The sequence below is a fragment of the Klebsiella sp. 2680 genome, from assembly GCF_900198535.1.
In the GTDB taxonomy this organism is placed as follows: domain Bacteria; phylum Pseudomonadota; class Gammaproteobacteria; order Enterobacterales; family Enterobacteriaceae; genus Klebsiella; species Klebsiella indica.
On record NZ_FZNJ01000002.1, the window covers coordinates 519,539 to 540,148 of the forward strand.

Annotated in this window: 19 protein-coding genes; 3 read left to right on the top strand and 16 right to left on the bottom strand. The window is 53.7% G+C overall.

Going from position 1 to position 20,610, the window contains the following annotated elements; translation table 11 throughout:
- Positions 1-101: 101 nt before the first annotated feature.
- Complete coding sequence (gene bhsA / locus FN037_RS09830) at positions 102-359, bottom strand: multiple stress resistance protein BhsA (protein WP_138361193.1); 258 nt, start codon at positions 357-359, stop codon at positions 102-104.
- Positions 360-607: 248 nt separating this feature from the next.
- On the opposite strand from bhsA, the gene FN037_RS09835 reads away from it, so the two are divergent.
- Together FN037_RS09835 and FN037_RS09840 are read left to right on the top strand one after the other, a co-directional pair.
- Positions 608-1,252: a TetR/AcrR family transcriptional regulator gene (locus FN037_RS09835; protein ID WP_138361192.1), complete on the top strand. Its 645-nt coding sequence runs from the start codon at positions 608-610 to the stop codon at positions 1,250-1,252.
- A gap of 395 nt (positions 1,253-1,647) precedes the next feature.
- Positions 1,648-3,825 carry a TonB-dependent siderophore receptor gene (locus FN037_RS09840; protein ID WP_142502118.1) on the top strand — a complete coding sequence of 726 codons (2,178 nt, stop codon included), beginning with the start codon at positions 1,648-1,650 and terminating at the stop codon, positions 3,823-3,825.
- A 167-nt stretch (positions 3,826-3,992) separates the two neighbouring features.
- Here the strand turns inward: FN037_RS09840 and FN037_RS09845 are convergent, their stop codons facing one another.
- From FN037_RS09845 to hinT, 8 genes are all read right to left on the bottom strand, one after another.
- A complete protein-coding gene (locus FN037_RS09845; RefSeq protein WP_138361190.1) occupies positions 3,993-4,532 on the bottom strand; it encodes a glycine zipper 2TM domain-containing protein in 540 nt (179 codons plus the stop codon).
- A 380-nt stretch (positions 4,533-4,912) separates the two neighbouring features.
- Positions 4,913-6,217 carry an NAD(P)/FAD-dependent oxidoreductase gene (locus FN037_RS09850; RefSeq protein ID WP_138361189.1) on the bottom strand — a complete coding sequence of 435 codons (1,305 nt, stop codon included), beginning with the start codon at positions 6,215-6,217 and terminating at the stop codon, positions 4,913-4,915.
- 419 nt (positions 6,218-6,636) lie between these two features.
- The gene (ycfP, locus tag FN037_RS09855) at positions 6,637-7,179 is read right to left on the bottom strand and encodes an alpha/beta hydrolase YcfP (protein ID WP_138361188.1); all 543 of its coding nucleotides are present in this window, start codon (positions 7,177-7,179) and stop codon (positions 6,637-6,639) included.
- A gap of 36 nt (positions 7,180-7,215) precedes the next feature.
- The gene (gene nagZ / locus FN037_RS09860) at positions 7,216-8,226 is read right to left on the bottom strand and encodes a beta-N-acetylhexosaminidase (RefSeq protein ID WP_185929244.1); all 1,011 of its coding nucleotides are present in this window, start codon (positions 8,224-8,226) and stop codon (positions 7,216-7,218) included.
- 32 nt (positions 8,227-8,258) lie between these two features.
- Positions 8,259-9,077, bottom strand: a complete 819-nt coding sequence (thiK, locus tag FN037_RS09865; protein ID WP_138361186.1) for a thiamine kinase — start codon at positions 9,075-9,077, stop codon at positions 8,259-8,261.
- Complete coding sequence (lpoB, locus tag FN037_RS09870; RefSeq protein WP_171034880.1) at positions 9,058-9,684, bottom strand: penicillin-binding protein activator LpoB; 627 nt, start codon at positions 9,682-9,684, stop codon at positions 9,058-9,060. The genes thiK and lpoB overlap by 20 nt, the downstream gene beginning before the upstream one ends.
- Before the next feature lie 21 nt (positions 9,685-9,705).
- Positions 9,706-10,080, bottom strand: coding sequence for a YcfL family protein (locus FN037_RS09875; protein WP_142502120.1), 375 nt, complete (start codon positions 10,078-10,080; stop codon positions 9,706-9,708).
- Positions 10,081-10,085: 5 nt separating this feature from the next.
- Complete coding sequence (gene hinT, locus FN037_RS09880) at positions 10,086-10,442, bottom strand: purine nucleoside phosphoramidase (protein WP_138361183.1); 357 nt, start codon at positions 10,440-10,442, stop codon at positions 10,086-10,088.
- A 348-nt stretch (positions 10,443-10,790) separates the two neighbouring features.
- Between hinT and fhuE the strand changes: the two genes are divergently transcribed.
- Complete coding sequence (gene fhuE / locus FN037_RS09885) at positions 10,791-12,971, top strand: ferric-rhodotorulic acid/ferric-coprogen receptor FhuE (RefSeq protein WP_142502121.1); 2,181 nt, start codon at positions 10,791-10,793, stop codon at positions 12,969-12,971.
- Positions 12,972-13,216: 245 nt separating this feature from the next.
- Here the strand turns inward: fhuE and ptsG are convergent, their stop codons facing one another.
- The 7 genes from ptsG to fabF form a co-directional block, all read right to left on the bottom strand.
- Positions 13,217-14,650, bottom strand: coding sequence for a PTS glucose transporter subunit IIBC (gene ptsG, locus FN037_RS09890; protein WP_142502122.1), 1,434 nt, complete (start codon positions 14,648-14,650; stop codon positions 13,217-13,219).
- Positions 14,651-14,947: 297 nt separating this feature from the next.
- The gene (locus FN037_RS09895) at positions 14,948-15,742 is read right to left on the bottom strand and encodes a metal-dependent hydrolase (protein WP_142502123.1); all 795 of its coding nucleotides are present in this window, start codon (positions 15,740-15,742) and stop codon (positions 14,948-14,950) included.
- A 10-nt stretch (positions 15,743-15,752) separates the two neighbouring features.
- Positions 15,753-16,757 (bottom strand): DNA polymerase III subunit delta', encoded by a 1,005-nt coding sequence (holB, locus tag FN037_RS09900; protein WP_138361179.1) that lies wholly within the window; start codon positions 16,755-16,757, stop codon positions 15,753-15,755.
- A complete protein-coding gene (gene tmk, locus FN037_RS09905) occupies positions 16,754-17,395 on the bottom strand; it encodes a dTMP kinase (RefSeq protein WP_142502124.1) in 642 nt (213 codons plus the stop codon). Before tmk ends, holB begins: the two co-directional genes overlap by 4 nt.
- Complete coding sequence (gene yceG / locus FN037_RS09910) at positions 17,385-18,407, bottom strand: cell division protein YceG (protein ID WP_142502125.1); 1,023 nt, start codon at positions 18,405-18,407, stop codon at positions 17,385-17,387. Before yceG ends, tmk begins: the two co-directional genes overlap by 11 nt.
- 2 nt (positions 18,408-18,409) lie before the next feature.
- Positions 18,410-19,219 (bottom strand): aminodeoxychorismate lyase, encoded by an 810-nt coding sequence (gene pabC / locus FN037_RS09915; protein WP_142502126.1) that lies wholly within the window; start codon positions 19,217-19,219, stop codon positions 18,410-18,412.
- Between the two features lie 144 nt (positions 19,220-19,363).
- Complete coding sequence (fabF, locus tag FN037_RS09920) at positions 19,364-20,605, bottom strand: beta-ketoacyl-ACP synthase II (RefSeq protein WP_138361175.1); 1,242 nt, start codon at positions 20,603-20,605, stop codon at positions 19,364-19,366.
- Positions 20,606-20,610: the final 5 nt, after the last annotated feature.

A 20,610-nucleotide genomic window follows, 5' to 3' on the forward strand; every position in this document is an offset into this window, starting at 1 on the left:
CCCCGACCCCCCGATTAAGTATTCGCTTCTGGCTGACCATCAAATCGGGTTATGCGCGGCCAATAGCGTTTAACCGAAGGGGTGTACGCCATGCCTCAAATTTATTTGTAGATCACTGCTGTCCCGTGCAGGTTATTCGGACCGGAGACGGAAGTAATACGGTAAGCGCTTGCGCCCATCTTATCCGCTTTTTGCGCCAGTTGTTGTTCCAGCGAACCCAGGTTAGTCCCGGCTGAGGCGGAAACGGTGCCGATTTTGTGCTGCCCTGCCGGCGTTGACTGAACTTCAACCGCCGCAAAGCTGGCGAAAGAGAGTGAGCTAAGGACAGCGGCGATGGCAACTACAGTGCTATTTTTCATGATGATATACCTGTGCAGATGAATGATTTTGTTGGAACCAACACATTAAATTAACGATCGATAAATAAATGATAATGTGAAGCAAATCACGCGTCAAACCATTTTCATAATGAACGTTACAATATTAACAAACAGTTTGAAATTCATACGGATATGAATTATTTATTTTTAATCTGACAGTGCTGGTAGCCGGTAAGGTTTGTTTTTATAATACCCTTTCAACATACCAACACAGGTACAACGGCACCATGACAACTGATGTTCAAAGTTGCACAAAAAAAAGCCGTGGCCGACCTAAAGTGTTCGACAGGGAAGCGGCGCTGGATAAGGCCATGACACTCTTCTGGAAGCACGGCTATGAAGCTACTTCTCTCGCCGATTTGGTTGAGGCGACGGGCGCTAAAGCCCCAACGCTATACGCCGAATTTGTAAATAAAGAGGGATTGTTTCGCGCAGTGCTGGATCGCTATATCTCTCGTTTTGCCGCCAGACATGAAGCATTACTGCTTGATGAAGACAAATCCGTCGATCAGGCATTGCGCGATTATTTCACCGCCGTCGCCACCTGTTTCACCAGCAAAGAAACACCAGCCGGCTGCTTTATGATCAACACTTCCGCGGCGCTGGCGGCCTCATCTACCGATATTGCCAATACCGTAAAATCACGGCACGCAATGCAGGAACAGACACTCACCCAGTTTCTTCTGAAGCGACAGCGCCGTGGTGAATTACCGCCAGACGGCGATGTAAATCAGCTGGCGCAGTTCCTCAATTGCATATTACAAGGGATGTCGATCAGTGCCCGGGAAGGCGCTGATTTCACTAAAATCATGCAAATCGCCGAAACGACGCTGCGCCTGTGGCCGCTGGTTCTCCACCACCAGGCTGTCTGACAAAAGCGCGGATTCTGGAATTTTCCGGCCGCGCTTCGCCTGTGCGGGACTGGCTCACTGCATGACATGCTGATATTCGTGATTTTCCTTGCCGGGTAAGGCGTCATCCGCCCCCCGGCAGAAAGGCGAGCGCAGTTGCTGATACAGGCTTATCATCACTGTCACCGATTTTTCTTTCCGGCTTTTCCATTTAATTTCCCCTCCCGCCTTAACCACACATTTAATAGTACTTTCAATAGCTTATTTGATTAATTTTCGAGAATGATATTGATAACAATAATCAATACGGGCAAACTTCAGCCTTGAATATTTCTCTTTATTTCAGTTTGTAACAAACGGTGCACCTGTGCCGGAAATTAAAACAACAATATCGTAAATTCAGAAAAGGAATGAGCATGAAAAAACGTCTCTGGGTGCTTAACCCACTGCTGCTGGCAAGCGCCCTCCCCGCCTGGTCCGCTGATGACAATATGATCGTCAGCGCCAACCGAACGCACCGTACCGTCGCTGAAATGGCCCAGACCACCTGGGTTATTGAAGGACAGGAAATTGAACAACAGGTTCAGGGCGGTAAAGAATTCAAAGATGTACTGGCACAGTTGATCCCCGGTATCGACGTCAGCAGCCAGGGACGGACCAACTACGGTATGAATATGCGTGGTCGAGCCATTGTGGTGTTGATTGACGGCGTTCGCCTGAACTCCTCCCGTACCGACAGCCGTCAGCTCGACGCCATTGATCCTTTTAACATTGAGCACATTGAGGTGATCTCCGGAGCAACATCGCTGTACGGTGGCGGCAGTACCGGCGGTCTTATCAATATTGTCACCAAAAAGGGCCAGCAGGAGCGCCAGGTCGACCTGGAACTGGGAGGAAAAACCGGCTTTGCCAATCGTAACGATCATGACGAGCGCGTCGCAGCAGCGGTGAGCGGCGGTACCGACCACGCTTCCGGTCGGCTGTCCGTGGCATATCAGCGTTTTGGCGGCTGGTATGATGGTAACAACGACGCGCTACTCCTCGATAATACTCAGACCGGGCTTCAGCATTCCGATCGCCTGGATGTGATGGCAACGGGAACCGTTGAAATTGACAATAACCGTCAACTGCAGCTAATAACCCAATACTATAAAAGCCAGGGTGACGATTACGGGCTGTACCTGGGTGAAAATATGTCGGCGGTGACCGGCAAGGGTAAAGCCTTTACCACTAACGGCCTGAATTCCGACCGCGTCCCCGGCACTGAACGCCACCTGATGAGTCTCCAGTACTCGGATGCCGATTTCTTCGGCCAGAACCTGATAAGCCAGGTCTATTATCGCGACGAGTCCCTGACCTTTTACCCTTTCCCTACGCTCAGCAATGGTCAGGTCAGCAGTTTCTCTTCTTCAAAGCAGGATACCGATCAATACGGCGCGAAAATAACCCTGAATAGCCAGCCGCTGAATGGCTGGGACCTGACATGGGGAGTGGATGCCGACCACGAAACCTTCAATGCCAACCAGATGTTCTTTGATTTGGACCAGGCGATGTCTTCCGGCGGGCTCAGCAATCAGGCTATCTATACCACCGGTCGCTACCCTGGCTACAGTATTACCAACCTGGCGCCGTTCCTGCAGTCCAGCTATGACCTGAATGATATCTTTACCCTCAGCGGCGGCGTGCGCTATCAGTGGACGGAAAACCGGGTCGACGATTTCGTAGGTTACGCCCAGCAACAGGCTGTCGCCAGCGGCGCGGCCAATTCAGCGGATGCGATTCCCGGCGGAAAAACCGATTACGATAACGTTTTATTTAACGCCGGGATTGTCGCCCATCTTACCGCGCGTCAGCAGACCTGGTTTAACTTCTCTCAAGGCGTTGAACTACCGGATCCGGGTAAATACTACGGCATCGGAAAATATGGCGCAGCGGTCAATGGTCACCTTCCACTGCTCTCAAGTGTGAACATCGGCGACTCGCCGCTGCAGGGAATTAAAGTCAACTCTTACGAACTTGGCTGGCGTTACACGGGTGATAATCTGCGGACCCAACTGGCGGCTTACTACTCAACTTCCGACAAAACCATCGCCGTCAACCGTACCGATATGACGATTAACGTACAGTCGGACAAACGTCGCATTTATGGCGTAGAAGGTGCGGTGGATTACGTCTTCCCGAACAGCGACTGGCTTGCAGGGGCAAACTTTAATGTTCTGAAATCCCAGGTGAAGAGCCACGGTCGCTGGCAGAAGTGGGATGTTACGCTCGCCTCCCCATCAAAAGCCACCGTATGGGTAGGCTGGACGCCGGATCCGTGGTCGCTGCGGGTACAGAGCCAGCAGGTGTTTGATTTAAGCGACGCCAGCGGTAATAAACTCGACGGTTATAATACCGTGGACTTTATCGGTAGCTACGCACTTCCTCTCGGTAAGCTCACCTTCAGCATTGAGAACCTGCTCAATGAAGACTATGTCACTCTCTGGGGGCAACGCGCACAGTTGATTTACAGCCCGACCTACGGCAGCAGCGCGCTATACGAGTACAAAGGACGCGGCCGCACCTTTGGCCTGAATTATTCTCTGAGCTTCTGATAAAGCGCCCCTCAGCCTGTGCGCCTGAGGGGCTACTATCATTACTTATGCGTTATTTGGGCCATTTCTCTCTTACAGGGGCCGGCAAGCCGGGTTCAACGCTGTGTCACCCGGCTCACTGAATTAAGTAAGCCCACATTATCCGGGTACTGAGATAAATGCCCCTTTTACGCTTTATTCGTCAGAATCAGTTGACCATTGCTGTCCAGCGGAATTTGCTTACCGGGATCGCGTTCCATACGAATTTTGCCTTTCTGGTCGCCAATTTTATAAGTGACGTCATAACCCAGCACTTTTTCCGATTTGTCGTACACGGTTTTGCAGCGCTGCTGCGTGGTGGTGTAGGTATCCCCCTCCTGCATTGATCCCTGGATCTGGTTACCGGCATAGCCACCGCCCAGCGCCCCCACCACGGTGGCGACATCACGCCCGCGTCCGCCGCCAAACTGATGACCAATAACCCCACCGGCGACGGCGCCTAAAACGGAACCGGCGATACGGTTTTCATCCTGCACCGGACGACGATGGGTGACGGTGACGTTCCGGCACTCCTGGCGTGGCGTTTTGATACGCTCTTTTATTGGCGTACTGGACACCACCTGCGCATACTGCGGGCCGCGATCGAACACGTTAAGACCGGCAACAGCTGCGACGCCCAGCGCGGCGGCCACGCCAATCCCTATACCCGCCAACATTGATTTATTCACGGGAGATCCTCCTTTATTGCTATTGTCCGTCATTCTGTAATTCAGACGTCAGGCTCGAAAATAAGAAAGAGGATGAAAAGTGCGTGCGGATCCGTAAAAGCGGTGCAATTAAGATGAATCCGAGAAAATAACCGGCCTCTGGCAGGTAATGCCGGTCAGTTAAGCGAGCCATCGGCGTTTTATGCTGTTTTATTTGCGGCTCTGATGCTGTACGAGGGCTGATGAATATCGCCTGTTTTTTCATGGCATGCAGCAGCCGGGTAGCCGCAGATTGATTACGGGCTCACCGCATGGGAGTTGTTCGCGCCAAGGAAACCCGGCGAGAACGCAGGCGCGCATCCAGGACTGGCCGCCAGGACAGCGGCCAGAGACAGGGAACTTTAATGCAGCTTCAGACGCGGACGAATAATACGGTTGATACGTCCAACCAGCATCATCAGACCGGTTTTAAAGTAACCATGCAGGGCAATCTGATGCATACGGTATAAAGAGATATAGACGAAACGCGCAATACGCCCTTCAATCATCATAGAGCCGCGCATCAGGTTACCCATCAGGCTCCCGACGGTTGAATAATTAGAGAGCGACACCAGCGAACCGTGATCTTTATAGGTATATGATTTCAGCGGTTTGCCTTTCATTTGCGCCAGAATATTGTGCAGAGCACAGGTCGCCATCTGGTGCGCCGCCTGCGCGCGCGGCGGCACAAAACCCCCTTCCGGACGAGCACAGGATGCGCAGTCGCCAATCGCATAGATATCCGGGTCGCGCGTCGTTTGCAGCGTCGCTTCCACCACCAGTTGGTTGATGCGGTTAGTTTCCAGCCCCCCGATCTCTTTCATAAAGTCCGGCGCTTTAATCCCGGCAGCCCAGACCATCAGATCAGCATCAATAAACTCGCCGTCTTTCGTGTGCAGACCGTTGGCATCAGCGCTGGTGACCATGGTTTTGGTCAATACGCGAACGCCAAGTTTGGTCAGCTCGCTGTGCGCGGCGCCTGAAATACGTTCCGGCAGAGCCGGCAGGATACGCTCCCCGGCTTCAACCAGGGTCACGTTCAGGGCTTCATTGGTCAGCCCTTTATAACCGTAGCTGTGCAGCTGTTTCACCGCATTGTGCAGTTCGGCCGACAGCTCAACGCCGGTCGCGCCGCCGCCGACGATCGCGATATTCACCTTGCCGTTCGCGCCGAGATTCGCCGAGTACTTGAGGAACAGATCCAACATTTCCTGATGGAAACGGCGCGCCTGATGCGGGTTATCGAGGAAAATGCAATTCTCTTTCACCCCCGGGGTATTGAAATCGTTTGAGGTGCTTCCCAGCGCCATCACCAGCGTATCGTATGACAGCTTACGTTCAGCCACCAGCAGCTCGCCCTTATCGTTACGTAGCTCGCTCAGGGTGATGGTTTTCGCTTCGCGGTTAATATCAACCACCGACCCGAGCTGGAACTGAAAACCGTGATTGCGGGCGTGGGCCAGATAGCTCAGCGCATCGACGCCTTCGTCAAGTGAACCGGTCGCGACTTCATGCAGTAGCGGTTTCCACAGATGGCTGTGGTTACGATCGACCAGCGTAATTTTTGCTTTTTTACCGCGGCCCAGCTTTTTACCCAACTGAGTGGCCAGCTCCAGCCCTCCGGCACCGCCACCCACAATCACTATTTTTTTCAATGGTGTAGTCACGCAACCCCCTAAAATTATTAACCAATTGTTAATTAAAAGTTATTAAAATAGCCTTTATTTAACAACAGGTTACGGAAGTGAAACCATTCAGCGAGATCGAGAATAACATGAACGGTGCATTGGTCATACCAAAATTGATATGCATCAAGTTTTACTGCATATTTTTTGTGCACACAATCACATATACACCAAATAATCCGCCTTACGGCGCAAAAACGAGGCTGATGACAGGCTCGTGCCCGCTGACATAACGTGCGCACATTTCTGCAGGATGACGGTCAACAACATCCACCATTTCTGGTGGCGGAAGAATGCGCTTCGTCAGCAATGTGAAAACGTGTAGCCAACGCGTCGACAACCAGAAAAAGACGGGAGAGGTGAAAACACCCGCAGCATCTTAACGCTGCGGGCCGGGGAGATCAGCCGAGGGTTTTAAAGGCCTTTATACGCTGAAGATGCGGAGAGATATTTTTAAATTTGTGGGTCTGCTCTTCATCCCAGATTATCTCGTAGTAACGGCTCAGCAAGTCCGCCGAACGCTGGCTATTCAGCGCTTCGTCCTGCCGTGACAGCACAACCAGGCAACGATCGCGGTTTTTTTCGCGGAAATTGTCCACGCACTTGGTAGCGATATCCGCATACTCTTCCGGCCGATCAATCTTCCCTTCCATGTTTTCATGGGGAAACAGATTCGGGTTCAGAATAGTTTGACGAATATCGCAAAGGAAGCCAATCCGCTCCGCCCAGAAACCACCGAGGCCCACGCCGCAAATCAACGGGCAAGCGTCGGCGCTGAGCTGCAGCATCTTATCGACCTCTTTTAACAAGTGCTGCATATCATGTTTGGGATGCCGCGTGCTGTAGCTAATCAACCGGACATCGGGGTCGATAAACTGTAGCTGAAGCACCTTCTCATGGTTACCGGGGCTGTTTGAGTCAAAACCATGTAAATAAATAATCATCGCATCCTCACCAGACAACAACGCCGTTCAGGTTAATTATGCTGATTTCGCCTCCAGCCAGCGCGCCTGAAGCTGCTCCAGTTGCGCGCTTATCGTCTTCCAGCGGGCGGAATCCCTTAACGCCTGACGACTAAATGAACCTTTATGATACAATTTTGTAACACGCTCTGCTTTGATCGGCGACAGGTTATCCAGCACGCTGACCGCACCTTTACGATTATTGCAAACGAGGATCATATCGCAACCCGCATCCAGCGATGCCTGTCCTCGTTCAGCGTAACTGCCCATAATCGCCGCTCCTTCCATCGACAGATCGTCAGAGAAAATCACCCCGTCAAAACCCAGCTCACCGCGCAGAACCGTTTTTAGCCAGTGAGCGGAGCCGCTCGCCGGTCGTGGGTCAACATCGCTGTAGATAACGTGGGCAGGCATGATGGCGTCAAGCCGCTGCTCGCTAATAAGCGTGCGAAACACGGCCATATCTCTGGCGCGAATTTCCGCTTCCGTGCGCGGGTCTCGCGGCGTCTCTTTATGGGAATCGGCCGTCACCGCGCCGTGCCCCGGAAAGTGCTTACCCGTCGTTTTCATGCCCGCGCCGTGCATCCCGTCGATGAAATGGCGGGCTATCGCCAGCGCTTTTTCGGGCTCTTCATGATATGCGCGCTCGCCGATCGCGGCGCTGATATGACCAACATCCAGCACCGGCGCAAAGCTAATATCAATGTCCATGGCGATCATTTCACTGGCCATCAGCCAGCCTGCCTCTTCAGCCAGTCTGCCGCCCTCTTCCATGCCCAGCAACGCCGCGAAGGATTGCGCCGCGGGAAGACGGGTAAAACCTTCGCGAAAACGCTGCACGCGACCGCCCTCCTGATCGACGGCCACCACCAGATGGTTTCGCGATGCCTCACGGATCTGGCGAACCAGTTCACGTAGCTGCGCCGGATCGTGGTAGTTGCGGGTAAACAGTATTAACCCGCCAACCAACGGATGGGCCAGAATCTCTCGCTCTTCGGCATCCAGTTCAAAACCTTCGACATCCAACATTACCGGCCCCACATAAACCTCTCTTTATCCTTTTATTCGTTGTCTGACTGACGCCATATTTCATCCGCCAGCGCGATAAACTGTCGGTCGCCGGTTTGCTGCCAGCGTCGTTCGTACCATCCTGCCATCAGCAACCGCACCCACGGACGCCAGCGCCGTATTTGTCGCCAGAGCTGACGCTCATCAATATGTGCCTGTTTCGCATATTCTGCCGCTAACCGGCGACGAGTAACCGGATCGACCCATACCGCCGCCAGCTCCAGCGCAATATCGCCATCCCCTGCATATTCCCAGTCAATCAAGCGCAGCCCGCCTGCGCCATGCACAATATTGCCGGTATGAACATCCATATGTAAGGGGGCAAGACGCAGAGGACGGGGCTCGCCGTGGCGCAGCAGCCGTTTGTGCCAGCGTAGCCATTGCGGGGTACGCCGGGCGGGATCGCACTGCTGCCAGTACAACTCAAGCAATGGCCTCAACGCGATGCGCCAGCCAAAACGCGGCTGCTGATGCAGATGATACAATAACCCTGCGAGCGCCGGACACGCTGGCAGTACGTTTCCGATTTCACCCGCGCAATATTCCACCACCATCCAGGCGGGAGAATAAAAAAGCGGCACCGGCGAGAGAGAATCAGGCAGGCGGGAAAGCGCATGATACTGGCGACGAAAATGGTAAACGGGCGCCTGCAAATCATGCGGCTGACGCAACACCAGCTTTCGTCGACCATCGCTGAGAATACAACTGCCGCCGCTCAGACCCGACGGGGACTGCGCGGCGACGGGTGAATAACGCGGGAAAAAGCGCGATAATACTTCATCGCGCGAGAGTTTATTGTTGCTGAACGGCACCTTTACCTGACCAGATAATTTCGCCGGTCTGCACCAGCATCAGTTGCATTTTCAGCTCAGGTGAATTGACGTTGCCGGTCGCGCTGGAATAAAGCACATACTGCGCGCCAACGGCGCGTGCAATGCCCATCGCTTTACTACGGCTGCCGAGGCTATCCTGCGGCGACAGGCCAAGCTGCTGTTTGGCCACGCTCAACTGCTGCTGGGATACCAGAACAAATTTCCCGTTCCCCGTCAGCGCATTGCGCAGCGCCGTTGTGGCTTCACTGGCATCCAGTGAGCCGTTCGTACGGTTATTGACGCTATCAACCAGCAAAATGCTACCTGCATTCACGCCGCCTGCCTGCAGCATCTGCCCGACCATGGGCTGAACCGCCGCGCTCCAGCCAAAATGACGCACGCGTGGTGCCGGCTGAGTTGGCTGCTCCCCATGTTCAATCGGACCGGGTTGCGTAGGTATCACCGGAATACTCGGCACTACCGGCTGCGGCTGAACGGGCTGCTGCGGTTTCGGCTGCGCTTCCTCAACGGGAGCGGGCTCCTGGCGTTGCCCCGCGCATCCGGCAAGGAATATCGCCAGTGCGGTAACGAATGCATAGCGACATATTTTAGTCATTACGAAGACCTCTTACAGATAAAGATAAAGTCGGGCCTTGTGCGCCCCGAGAATATTGGCGCTGCCATACAGCGTAACGGAAGCGTGCGCAGGGACTGTTATGCTACGCGCAGGCTCCAGCGGGTGCATCTCCAGTCCCCTGGCGTCATACCAGAAAAAGCGATAATGCACGATGACCGGTACCGGGCGTTCATTAAACACTCTGGTTGTCGCCCTCGCCTGGATCTCGGATGCGCTCACCGTCGGTACTTCAGCGCTAATCCCTGCGGCAAGGACGTTGGACTCCATCACCAGACTTTGCCGATCGCTGACCGGAATTTCCGGATGCGAACGACATCCGGCCAACAGCACTGCCGCCAGGAAGACACAGAAAGGGATCACGCGCACGAGTATTAGCCTTTATGGGCCAGTAGAGGGCCTAGCGGGCGACCACCCAGCAAATGCATATGGATATGATAGACCTCCTGACCGCCGTGGCGATTGCAGTTGACGATCAGACGATAACCATCGTCGGCCAGCCCTTCATCGCGGGCAATTTTCGCTGCTACGGTCATCATACGCCCCAGCGTCAGCTCATGCTCGGCGGTCACATCGTTAACGGTAGGAATCAGAATATTGGGAACGATTAAAATATGGGTCGGCGCCTGCGGAGAGATATCGCGAAAGGCGGTAACTAACTCGTCCTGATAGACCACATCCGACGGGATCTCCCGGCGAATGATTTTGCTGAAAATCGTTTCTTCTGCCATGACTGATTCCTTCTTAATTTTTAACTGTGCTCTGGCCTGCCTCTGCAGATAAACGCGGATGCACAGGATTCGCCTAAGAGTATGAGCGAGTTACTCCCTCTCTTTCAACCTGAATGCGTTTTTTCTTACGCAACAAACCATTTAGCTGTTGGTTGATTCATCACTTCGTACGTTTTCCCCTACGGCAGTCTTCGCGGAAACCATTCACAGCATCTATGTTACTTATGTTTACATATTAAATATTAATGCGTATATTTCTCATTTGCATTCATAAGTAGAAATATTCCCAATCGACCGCGGACACAGATCCATGGCGAATAACAACACTCATATGATCAAGGAATTACAATGTTTCTCTCCACACCTTCCCGTGATGGGCGTATTGCACCATCCCTGCTTGCTATGGCTATTACCCTGGCGCTCTTCCCTCATCTCAGCCACGCCGCCAATAGCGAAGACACCATTATTGTAGACGGTTCCACTAATAATGATTCCGATACACAAGCGCAGGATTACAACGTCAAAACCACCGCTGCCGGGACTAAAATGGAAATGACCCAGCGCGATATTCCGCAATCGGTCAGTATCATCACCGAACAGCGGATGCAGGATCAGCAGTTACAAACGCTCGGCGACGTGATGGATCACACGCTCGGGATCAGCGGTAGTCAGGCGGACTCCGATCGTACCACCTATTACTCACGCGGTTTTCAGATCGACAACTATATGGTTGATGGCATCCCGACATGGTTTGAATCCCGCTGGAATCTCGGCGACGCGCTTTCTGATATGGCCCTCTTCGAGCGGGTCGAAATCGTACGTGGTGCCAATGGCTTATTGACCGGCACAGGTAACCCAGCCGCTTCAATCAATATGATTCGCAAACACGCAACCAGCCGTGAGTTCAAAGGTCATGTCTCCGCGGAGTATGGTAGCTGGAACAAGCAGCGCTACGTTGCCGATCTGCAGAGCCCGCTGACTGAAGATGGCAACGTACGCGCCCGTATTATCGCGGGCTACCAGAACAACGATTCATGGCTCGATCGCTATAACAATGAGAAAACCTTCTTCTCCGGTATTATCGATGCTGACCTCGGGACATCAACCCGCTTGTCCGCAGGCTACGAATATCAACGTATCGACGTCAATAGCCCGACATGGGGCGGTCTGCCGCGCTGGAACACGGATGGCAGCAAGAACCACTACGATCGCGCCCACAGTACCTCACCGGACTGGGCCTATAACGATAAAGAGTTCAACAAAGTTTTCGTCACGCTGAAACAGCGCTTTGCCGAAACCTGGCAGGCGACCCTGAATGCAACCCATTCAGAGGTTAAGTTCGACAGTAAAATGATGTATGTAGATGCGTACGTCAACAAAGACACCGGAATGCTGGAGGGCCCCTACAGTAATTACGGCGCAGGCTACGACTACGTCGGCGGAACCGGCTGGAACAGCGGCAAGCGAAAAGTTGATGCTCTGGATCTGTTCGTTGACGGCGGCTACGACCTGTTCGGCCGCCAGCATAATCTGATGATTGGCGGCAGCTACAGTAAACAAAATAACCGCTATTTCAGCGCCTGGGCGAACGTCTTCCCGGATGAGATCGGCAGTTTCTATAACTTCAATAGCAGCAACTTCCCGGAAACCAACTGGGGTCCGCAGAGCCTGGCGCAGGACGATACCACGCGGATGAAGTCGCTGTACGCGGCGACGCGCTTTTCGCTGCTTGACCCGCTGCATCTGATCCTTGGCGTCCGCTTTAACAACTGGAGTATCAAGACGCTGACCTACACTATGGAGAAAAATCATACCACCCCCTATGCCGGTGTGGTCTACGACATCAACGATAACTGGTCGGCTTATACCAGCTATACTTCCGTCTTCCAGCCGCAGAATAAGCGCGATATTTCCGGAAAATATCTGACGCCCATTACCGGGAATAACTATGAAGTCGGTCTGAAGTCAGACTGGATGAATAGCCGCCTGACCACCAGCCTCTCCCTTTTCCGAATCGAACAGGATAATCTCGCCCAGGCGACCGGCGCGCAAATTCCCGGCAGCAACGGCGAAGACGCTTATAAGACCGTCAACGGTACCGTAAGCAAAGGGGTGGAGTTTGAAATCAACGGCGCGCTCACCGATAACTGGCAGATGACCTTCGGGGCCACGCGCTTTGTCGCCAAAGACAATGAAGGCAATACGGTAAATCCGAATCTGCCGCGCACCAGCGTCAAACTCTTCACTCGCTATCGCCTGCCGGCTATGCCCGCATTGACTGTGGGCGGCGGTGTCACCTGGCAGAACCGCGTTTATACAGATAAGGTGACGCCATACGGTACTTTCCGTGCCGAACAAGGCAGCTATGCGCTGGTTGATTTGTTCACCCGTTATCAGGTCAGCAAAAATTTTGCCATACAGGGTAACGTTAATAACCTGTTTGACAAAACCTACGATACCAATATTGATGGTTCGATTGTGTACGGTGAACCCCGCAACTTTAGTATCACTGCCAGCTATCAGTTCTGATCCCTTATTCGCAGCGTAAAGGGAGTAACAGGCTAAAGCGGGTCCGTTACGGGCGTCATCCGGTTTTTATTTTGCTTACCGGCGTGACGCTCTTTTTACGGATGGGACGACGAAAGTAATGTCTACTCTGCTTCCGCCTGCAGAATGTTATTTATTACGGCCTTCTGCAGCCTGGTCGCCACAGATTTATTGCGCGCATTAAAAAAGGCAGCCGTCTGGCTGCCTTAGTCTCCCCACATCACAACTTAGTTGCTGCGGATATAATCATCCATTTCAGTCTTCAGGTTATCGGATTTGGTACCGAAAATCGCCTGAACGCCTGAACCTGCAACCACCACACCAGCGGCGCCCAGTTTTTTCAGGCCCGCCTGATCAACTTTCGCTACATCCGCCACGCTCACACGCAAACGGGTGATACATGCATCCAGGTTGGTAATGTTCTCTTTACCCCCAAAGGCGGCAATCAGCGCCGGAGCCATCTCGCTGGCGACGCCAGCCTTGCTGTCGTCCGTTGCGTCTTCACGACCCGGCGTTTTCAGATCCAGTACTTTGATCAGCACACGGAATATGACGTAGTAAACGATCGCGTAGCAGATACCCACAATCGGGAACAACCACAGCTTGCTGCTGTTGCCGGACAGAACGATGAAATCGATCAACCCATGAGAGAACGACGTGCCATCACGCATCCCTAACAGGATACAGATAGGGAAGGCCAGACCTGCCAGAATTGCGTGAATAATATACAGGATCGGCGCAACGAACATGAAAGAGAACTCGATCGGTTCGGTAATGCCGGTCAGAAACGAGGTCAGCGCCGCGGAGATCATGATACCGCCCACTTTCGCGCGGTTTTCCGGTTTCGCGGAGTGCCAGATAGCAATTGCAGCAGCCGGCAGACCATACATTTTGAACAGGAAGCCGCCGGACAGTTTACCCGCCGTCGGGTCGCCCGCCATATAGCGTGGGATATCGCCGTGGAAGACCTGACCCGCAGCGTTGGTGTATTCGCCAATCTGCATCTGGAAAGGAACGTTCCAGATATGGTGCAGACCAAACGGCACCAGGCAGCGCTCAATAAAGCCATAGATACCGAACGCCACAACCGGGTTCTGGTACGCGGCCCATTGAGAGAACGTCTGGATAGCAGTACCGATCGGCGGCCAGATAAAGGACAGGATCACACCAGTGAAGATCGCGGCCAGACCGGAAATAATCGGCACAAAGCGCTTGCCCGCAAAGAAGCCCAGATATTCAGGCAGTTTGATACGGTAGAAGCGGTTGAACATATACGCTGCGATAGCGCCCGAGATAATACCGCCAAGGACGCCGGTATCCGCCAGGTGTTTAGCCGCGATTTCTTCCGCGGGTAAATGCAGAACCAATGGCGCCACAACCGCCATGGTTTTCACCATGATGCCGTACGCGACAACCGATGCCAGCGCGGATACGCCATCATTATTGGTGAAGCCCAGCGCGACACCGATAGCAAAAATCAGCGGCATATTAGCGAAGACCGAACCGCCCGCTTCCGCCATGACGTGAGAGACGACGACTGGCAGCCAGCTGAAGTTCGCAGAACCGACGCCCAGCAGAATACCTGCAATAGGCAGTACGGATACTGGCAGCATCAGCGATTTACCGACCTTCTGCAGGTTAGCAAATGCATTCTTAAACATAATTGAGAGTGCTCCTGAGTATTTGGTGCTTTTTTTACGCTTTCACGCATTGGCGCGGGGGGAGAACCGCACCGTGGACAGGACATCTAAGCGCCCTTTATTTATTACACAGAGTAAAATAATTCCCCGAATGATTGTTTGACGGCTATCACGTTTCAAACAGACATTAGATAAAAATTTACGTTAGTTTACACATCATGGTCTTGAAGGTTGTCAGAACCCCTTCACCGCCGCATTTTTGGCGGTGAACTTTACTCGCTTTAGCTATTAATTACGAGCATTAAAATAATAGGAGTATCAGACAGATTGCAGCCTGGAGGGATGGATATGGAAAAGCGTAATGAAATTTTCCGTGGTCTGTTGTGCCAGATGCTCCAGCGAAACACCTTTCAGAACCGCCATGTACTCGGCGACATCCCGAACCATCGCCGGCTGGTTCTCTTTACCTCGGTGCGGTACCGGGGCCAGGTATGGTGAATCGGTCTCGACCAGCAGGCGGTCGAGAGGCACATAACGCGCAGCATCACGAAGCTGTTCTGCATTACGGAACGTCACAATACCGGAAAACGAGATATAGAATCCCATATCCAGCAGCTTACCCGCCGTCTCCCTGTCCTCAGTGAAACAGTGTAGTACGCCGCCACAATCCATCACGTTTTCCTCGCGCAAAATCGCCAGCGTATCAGCCCGGGCGTCGCGGGTGTGCACGATAACCGGCTTATTCAGCTCCCGACCAATGCGAATATGGTCACGAAACGATGCCTGCTGACGCGTTTTAGTTTCCGGCGTGTAGAAATAGTCCAGGCCGGTTTCTCCCATCGCCACTACCCCTTCCTCTGCCGCAAGTTTGCGGAGCTCGTCAACGTCATACTCTTCATCCTGATTTAACGGATGCACGCCGCACGAGAAAACCACATCGTTACGCTCGCCCACCCGTTTGCGCATATCACGATACCCCGGCAGCGTCGTGGCAACCGCCAGACAAAATTTCACATCACGCGCAGAGGCTTTTGCCAGCACATCGTCTACATCTTTATGCAGCGTTTGATAATTCAGGCCATCAAGATGGCAATGGGAGTCGACTAAAATCATGATGTCTCTCTCAGAGGTGGGATAGGGGCAAAACCGCCCCGGGTTGCAGATAGTGTTCCCAGCGCAGAAGACGCTCGGTTAGTAGCAGTTCGCGATTAACGCCGACCACACTCAACAGCTGTTCCCGGCAGACGCCAACATCACCCGCAATCGCCTGTAAGCAGGCGGCAGGCAACGTGGCGGCCAGTTGATTCAACAGGGGCCAGACATCCGGGTTGCTGACCAGCGTGACCCCCTGCTGCCTTTTTTGCGCATCAACCAGCAGCGATGCCAGCCAGTACAGACGAACGGCGGCCTGTTCATGGTTCAGAATCGGCAACAGGGTCAGCCAGTCACCGTGGGTTAAAGTTGTCGCCAGTGTCTGACACAGTTGCTGGCGTGAGGCCCAGTGCGCCTCCTGTAACAGCGCCAGAGCCGCCGCTGGCGCATTGGCGCTGAGGCGTAACGCCGTCAGCAATGCATCTTGTGACATTGTCACTTCTCGCTCCAGCCACGCCAGCGCATAGTGTTCTGACGGGGGAGCAAGATGGTGCAAGCGGCAGCGGCTACGCAACGTAGCCAGCAAGCGAGCGGGCTCCTGACAGGCAAGGAAGAACCAGGTATTCTCCGGCGGCTCCTCCAGCGTTTTCAGTAATGCATTGGCCGCTGCGTCAGTCAGCATCGCGGCATCGTCTATCCATACTACCTTAGCCCCCCCTAATCGGGCGCGTTCATAAAGCTTTTCGCTTACCTCACGCACGGCGTCAATCCCAAGGGAAATCTTTCCCTTTTCAGGGGCCAGGAGATAATAATCAGGATGGGTACCGGCCTGCATCAACTGACAGCTATGACAATGACCGCAGCTCTTATGCCCCTGGGGCTGGTGACACATCAGGAAGCGGCACAGCGCATAAATCAACGCGTCACTCCCCATTCCTGGTAGGGCCTGAACCAGTAACGCATGGTGCCCCCGTCCCGCCTGGTAGCTGGAGACTAACTGTTCAAAAGAGGGGCGTAACCACGGATACCATTTCATGCACGCTGCTCCGCGAGCCACTGAGTGACCGCAGCACGAATGTCGCGCGCAACAGCCTCCAGCGGCTGCGTGGCGTCAACGGTGCGAATAGTGGCGTCCTGCGCCGCCAGTTCAAGATAGCGTGCGCGGGTACGATTAAAGAAATCCAGCGACTCCTGTTCAATGCGATCAAGCTCACCGCGTGCGCGAGCACGTTTCAGGCCGACCTCAGGGGTAACGTCAAGATAGAGCGTCAGATCAGGGCGAAAATCCCCCAGCACCGCATCCCGCAGCGTCGCCAGCATTGTTTGATCGATACCGCGTCCCCCGCCCTGGTAAGCCTGAGTCGACAGGTCGTGACGATCGCCAATCACCCATTGTCCACGGGCCAGCGCCGGTTTAATCACCGTCTCGACCAGTTGCACCCGAGCGGCATAAAACATGAGCACTTCCGCTTTATCATTGATCACCTCATCGCCGGTAGATTGGATATCCAGCACCAGGCTACGCAGCTTCTCGGCCAGAATGGTGCCGCCCGGTTCGCGGGTAAACAGCAGATCGCTGACGCCTGACTGTTGCAACGTCTCCACCACCAGATTACGTGCGGTAGTCTTCCCCGCCCCCTCCAGGCCTTCGATGACAATATAGTTACTGCGCATTTTTTTCCTTAAGTACCTTTAAATAGTCCTGTACCGCACGGTTGTGGCTGGCCAGGTTAGTGCTAAACGTGTGCCCGCCCTTACCATCTGCGACAAAATAGAGATAAGGCGTTTTTGCCGGATGCGCGGCAGCGTTCAGTGAGGCTTCACCCGGTGTAGCAATTGGCCCTGGCGGCATGCCGTTAATGACATAGGTATTGTAAGCAGTAGGGGTTTCCAGGTCTTTACGTGTTAACTTACCATTATAACGCTCACCCATCCCGTAAATCACGGTCGGATCGGTTTGCAGGCGCATACCGATCCGTAAACGATTAATAAATACAGACGCGATGCGATCGCGCTCTTCGGGTACCGCCGTCTCTTTCTCAATGATCGACGCCATCGTCAGCAGTTGATTCTGATCCTTATACGGCAGATTATCCGCTCGCCCTGCCCAGGCCTTTTCAACTTCAGAAACCATTTTCTCATGTGCGCGTTTGAGGATTGCGACGTCGCTGGTATAGGCGGTATACATCCAGGTGTCCGGCCAGAACCAGCCCTCAACCCAATCCGCATGATCCAGATTGAGCGCTTTAGCAACGGTTTCATAACTATCATCCGCCAGCGTATGCTTCACATAAGGCGCATCGCGCAGCTCGCGCAGATAATCACTCACCCGCATCCCTTCAACGAAGCGTAGCGGAAACTGGGCTTCTTTGCCGCTGACCAGAAGTTGCAGCATCTGCCGTACCGTCATTTCAGGCGTCAGACGATAGGTCCCGGCCTTAAAATGAGATAACTCCGGCTCAACGCGCAACAGCCACTGGAAAACCCGGGGCCGGTTAATCACTTTCTCGCCATACAACTGCTGCCCCAACGCCAGACGTCCGGTACCCGCGGCAAGAGTAAAAATAGTCTCTTCTTTAATCAGTAACTTGCTGTCCGCCAGTTGACGAACCTTCCACATACCGATGCCTGCGGCGATGCCCAGCATCACCACCAGCAACAGGATGAAACGTAACATTTTCTTCATAACTAATCAGACAGCTCACACAATGGGGCTAAAAAAGGGTAAAGCTCCCGCGCGGACCAGCATATATCGTCCCAGCGGCGAACCGGCACCAGCGGCATTAATGCGTTGCAGACAAGCACCTCATCGGCATCGCGTAACGCCTCGGGGCGTGCGGTGGTTTCGACAACACGAAACGGCGAGGGTGCCAGCTGCGCGAGAATATGCTGACGCATAATACCGTTAACGCCCGCTTGTTCGAGGCGTGGAGTATATACGTCAAAGCCTTTACGCCAGAATACGTTTGCGGCACAGCATTCCGTAAGCCACCCGTCACTGTCAAGGACCAGCGCTTCATCGGCGTCCGTCTGCTCAAGATAAGAACGAATCAGCACCTGCTCCAGGCGGTTGAGATGTTTAAGTCCCGCCAGGGAAGGGTTACGTCCCAGTTGAACAGGACTCAGCGTCACAGAGATCCCCTCTTCGCGCCAGCGGGTATAGTGGGCAGGATAAGGTGATACGCCAAGAATACGCGTGGGATTCACACACCCTGCGGTACTGTAGCCACGTCCTCCCGCTCCACGTGTGATCATCACCTTCAGTACGCCATCCTGCTGCGATTGCGCAAGATGCTTCATCTCCTGACGTAATAATGCCCACTCATTATAGGGAATAAAAAGTTTTTCACAGGTAGTCCGCAACCGCTCCAGATGGGCCACAAGGAACTGAACGCGGCCTCTGACGATGCGGGCGGTGGTAAAGCAGCCGTCGCCGAACTGTACACCACGATCGTTAACCGCAAGCGTTTCACTTTTAGTGCCATTTATCAAAAACATAAAGGACTCCTTATCGCTGACCGGTCAGTGTCGCAGGAGGAAAGGTATGGAGCAAGCAGAGAAAACCGAATAAAAAAGGCCCGACAAGCGGGCCAGTTTTCCGATGCGCATTGACGACATCAACGATGTTACGTCGGGCGCACATCACACCTTTTTAAAGATCAGCGAACCGTTAGTACCACCGAAACCAAAAGAGTTGCACAGCGTATACGCCATACCGCTTACCTGGCGTGCTTCATGCGGAACAAAGTCCAGGTCGCAACCTTCATCCGGATTATCCAGGTTAATGGTCGGCGGGATCGCCTGATCGCGCAGGGCGAGGATCGAATAGATTGACTCTACCGCGCCCGCAGCGCCCAACAGGTGACCCGTCATTGACTTGGTGGAGCTGACCATTACGCGGCTGGCCGCGTCACCAAAGACGGATTTCACCGCCTGCGTTTCTGCTTTATCGCCTGCCGGCGTAGAAGTACCGTGGGCGTTGACGTAGCCAATCTGGCTGGCTTCAATGCCCGCATCACGAATGGCGTTCACCATCGCCAGCGCCGCGCCAGCGCCATCTTCCGGCGGCGACGTCATATGGTAGGCATCGCTGCTCATACCGAAACCGACGACTTCAGCGTAAATTTTTGCACCGCGCTTTTTCGCGTGCTCGTACTCTTCCAGTACCAGCATGCCCGCGCCATCGCCCAGCACGAAACCGTCACGCTCTTTATCCCACGGGCGACTTGCCGCCTGCGGGTTATCATTGCGCGTGGACAGCGCACGCGCCGCGCCAAAACCGCCTACGCCCAGTGGGGTACTGGCCTTTTCCGCACCACCGGCAACCATAGCGTCGGCATCGCCATAGGCAATGATGCGCGCTGCGTGGCCAATGTTGTGTACGCCTGACGTACAAGCGGTCGCGATGGAGATACTTGGCCCACGCAGACCAAACATGATGGTCAGATGCCCGGCCACCATGTTAACAATTGTGGAAGGAACAAAGAACGGGCTGATCTTACGCGGTCCGCCTTTTACCAGCGAACTGTGGTTTTCTTCGATCAAACCGAGACCGCCAATACCGGAGCCAATAGCAGCACCGATGCGGGTCGCATTCTCTTCCGTCACTTCAAGGCCAGAATCCTGCATGGCCTGAATGCCAGCGACAATTCCATATTGAATGAAGGGGTCCATCTTGCGCTGTTCTTTGCGCGAGATGAAATCATCACAGTTAAAATCCTTTACTAAGCCAGCAAATTTGGTTGCATAGGCGCTAGTATCGAAATGGTCGATCAGGCTGATGCCACTCTGACCGGCAAGGAGAGCTTTCCAGGTAGACTCTACGGTATTGCCGACAGGAGACAACATGCCCAGTCCGGTCACAACTACACGACGCTTAGACACGGTTG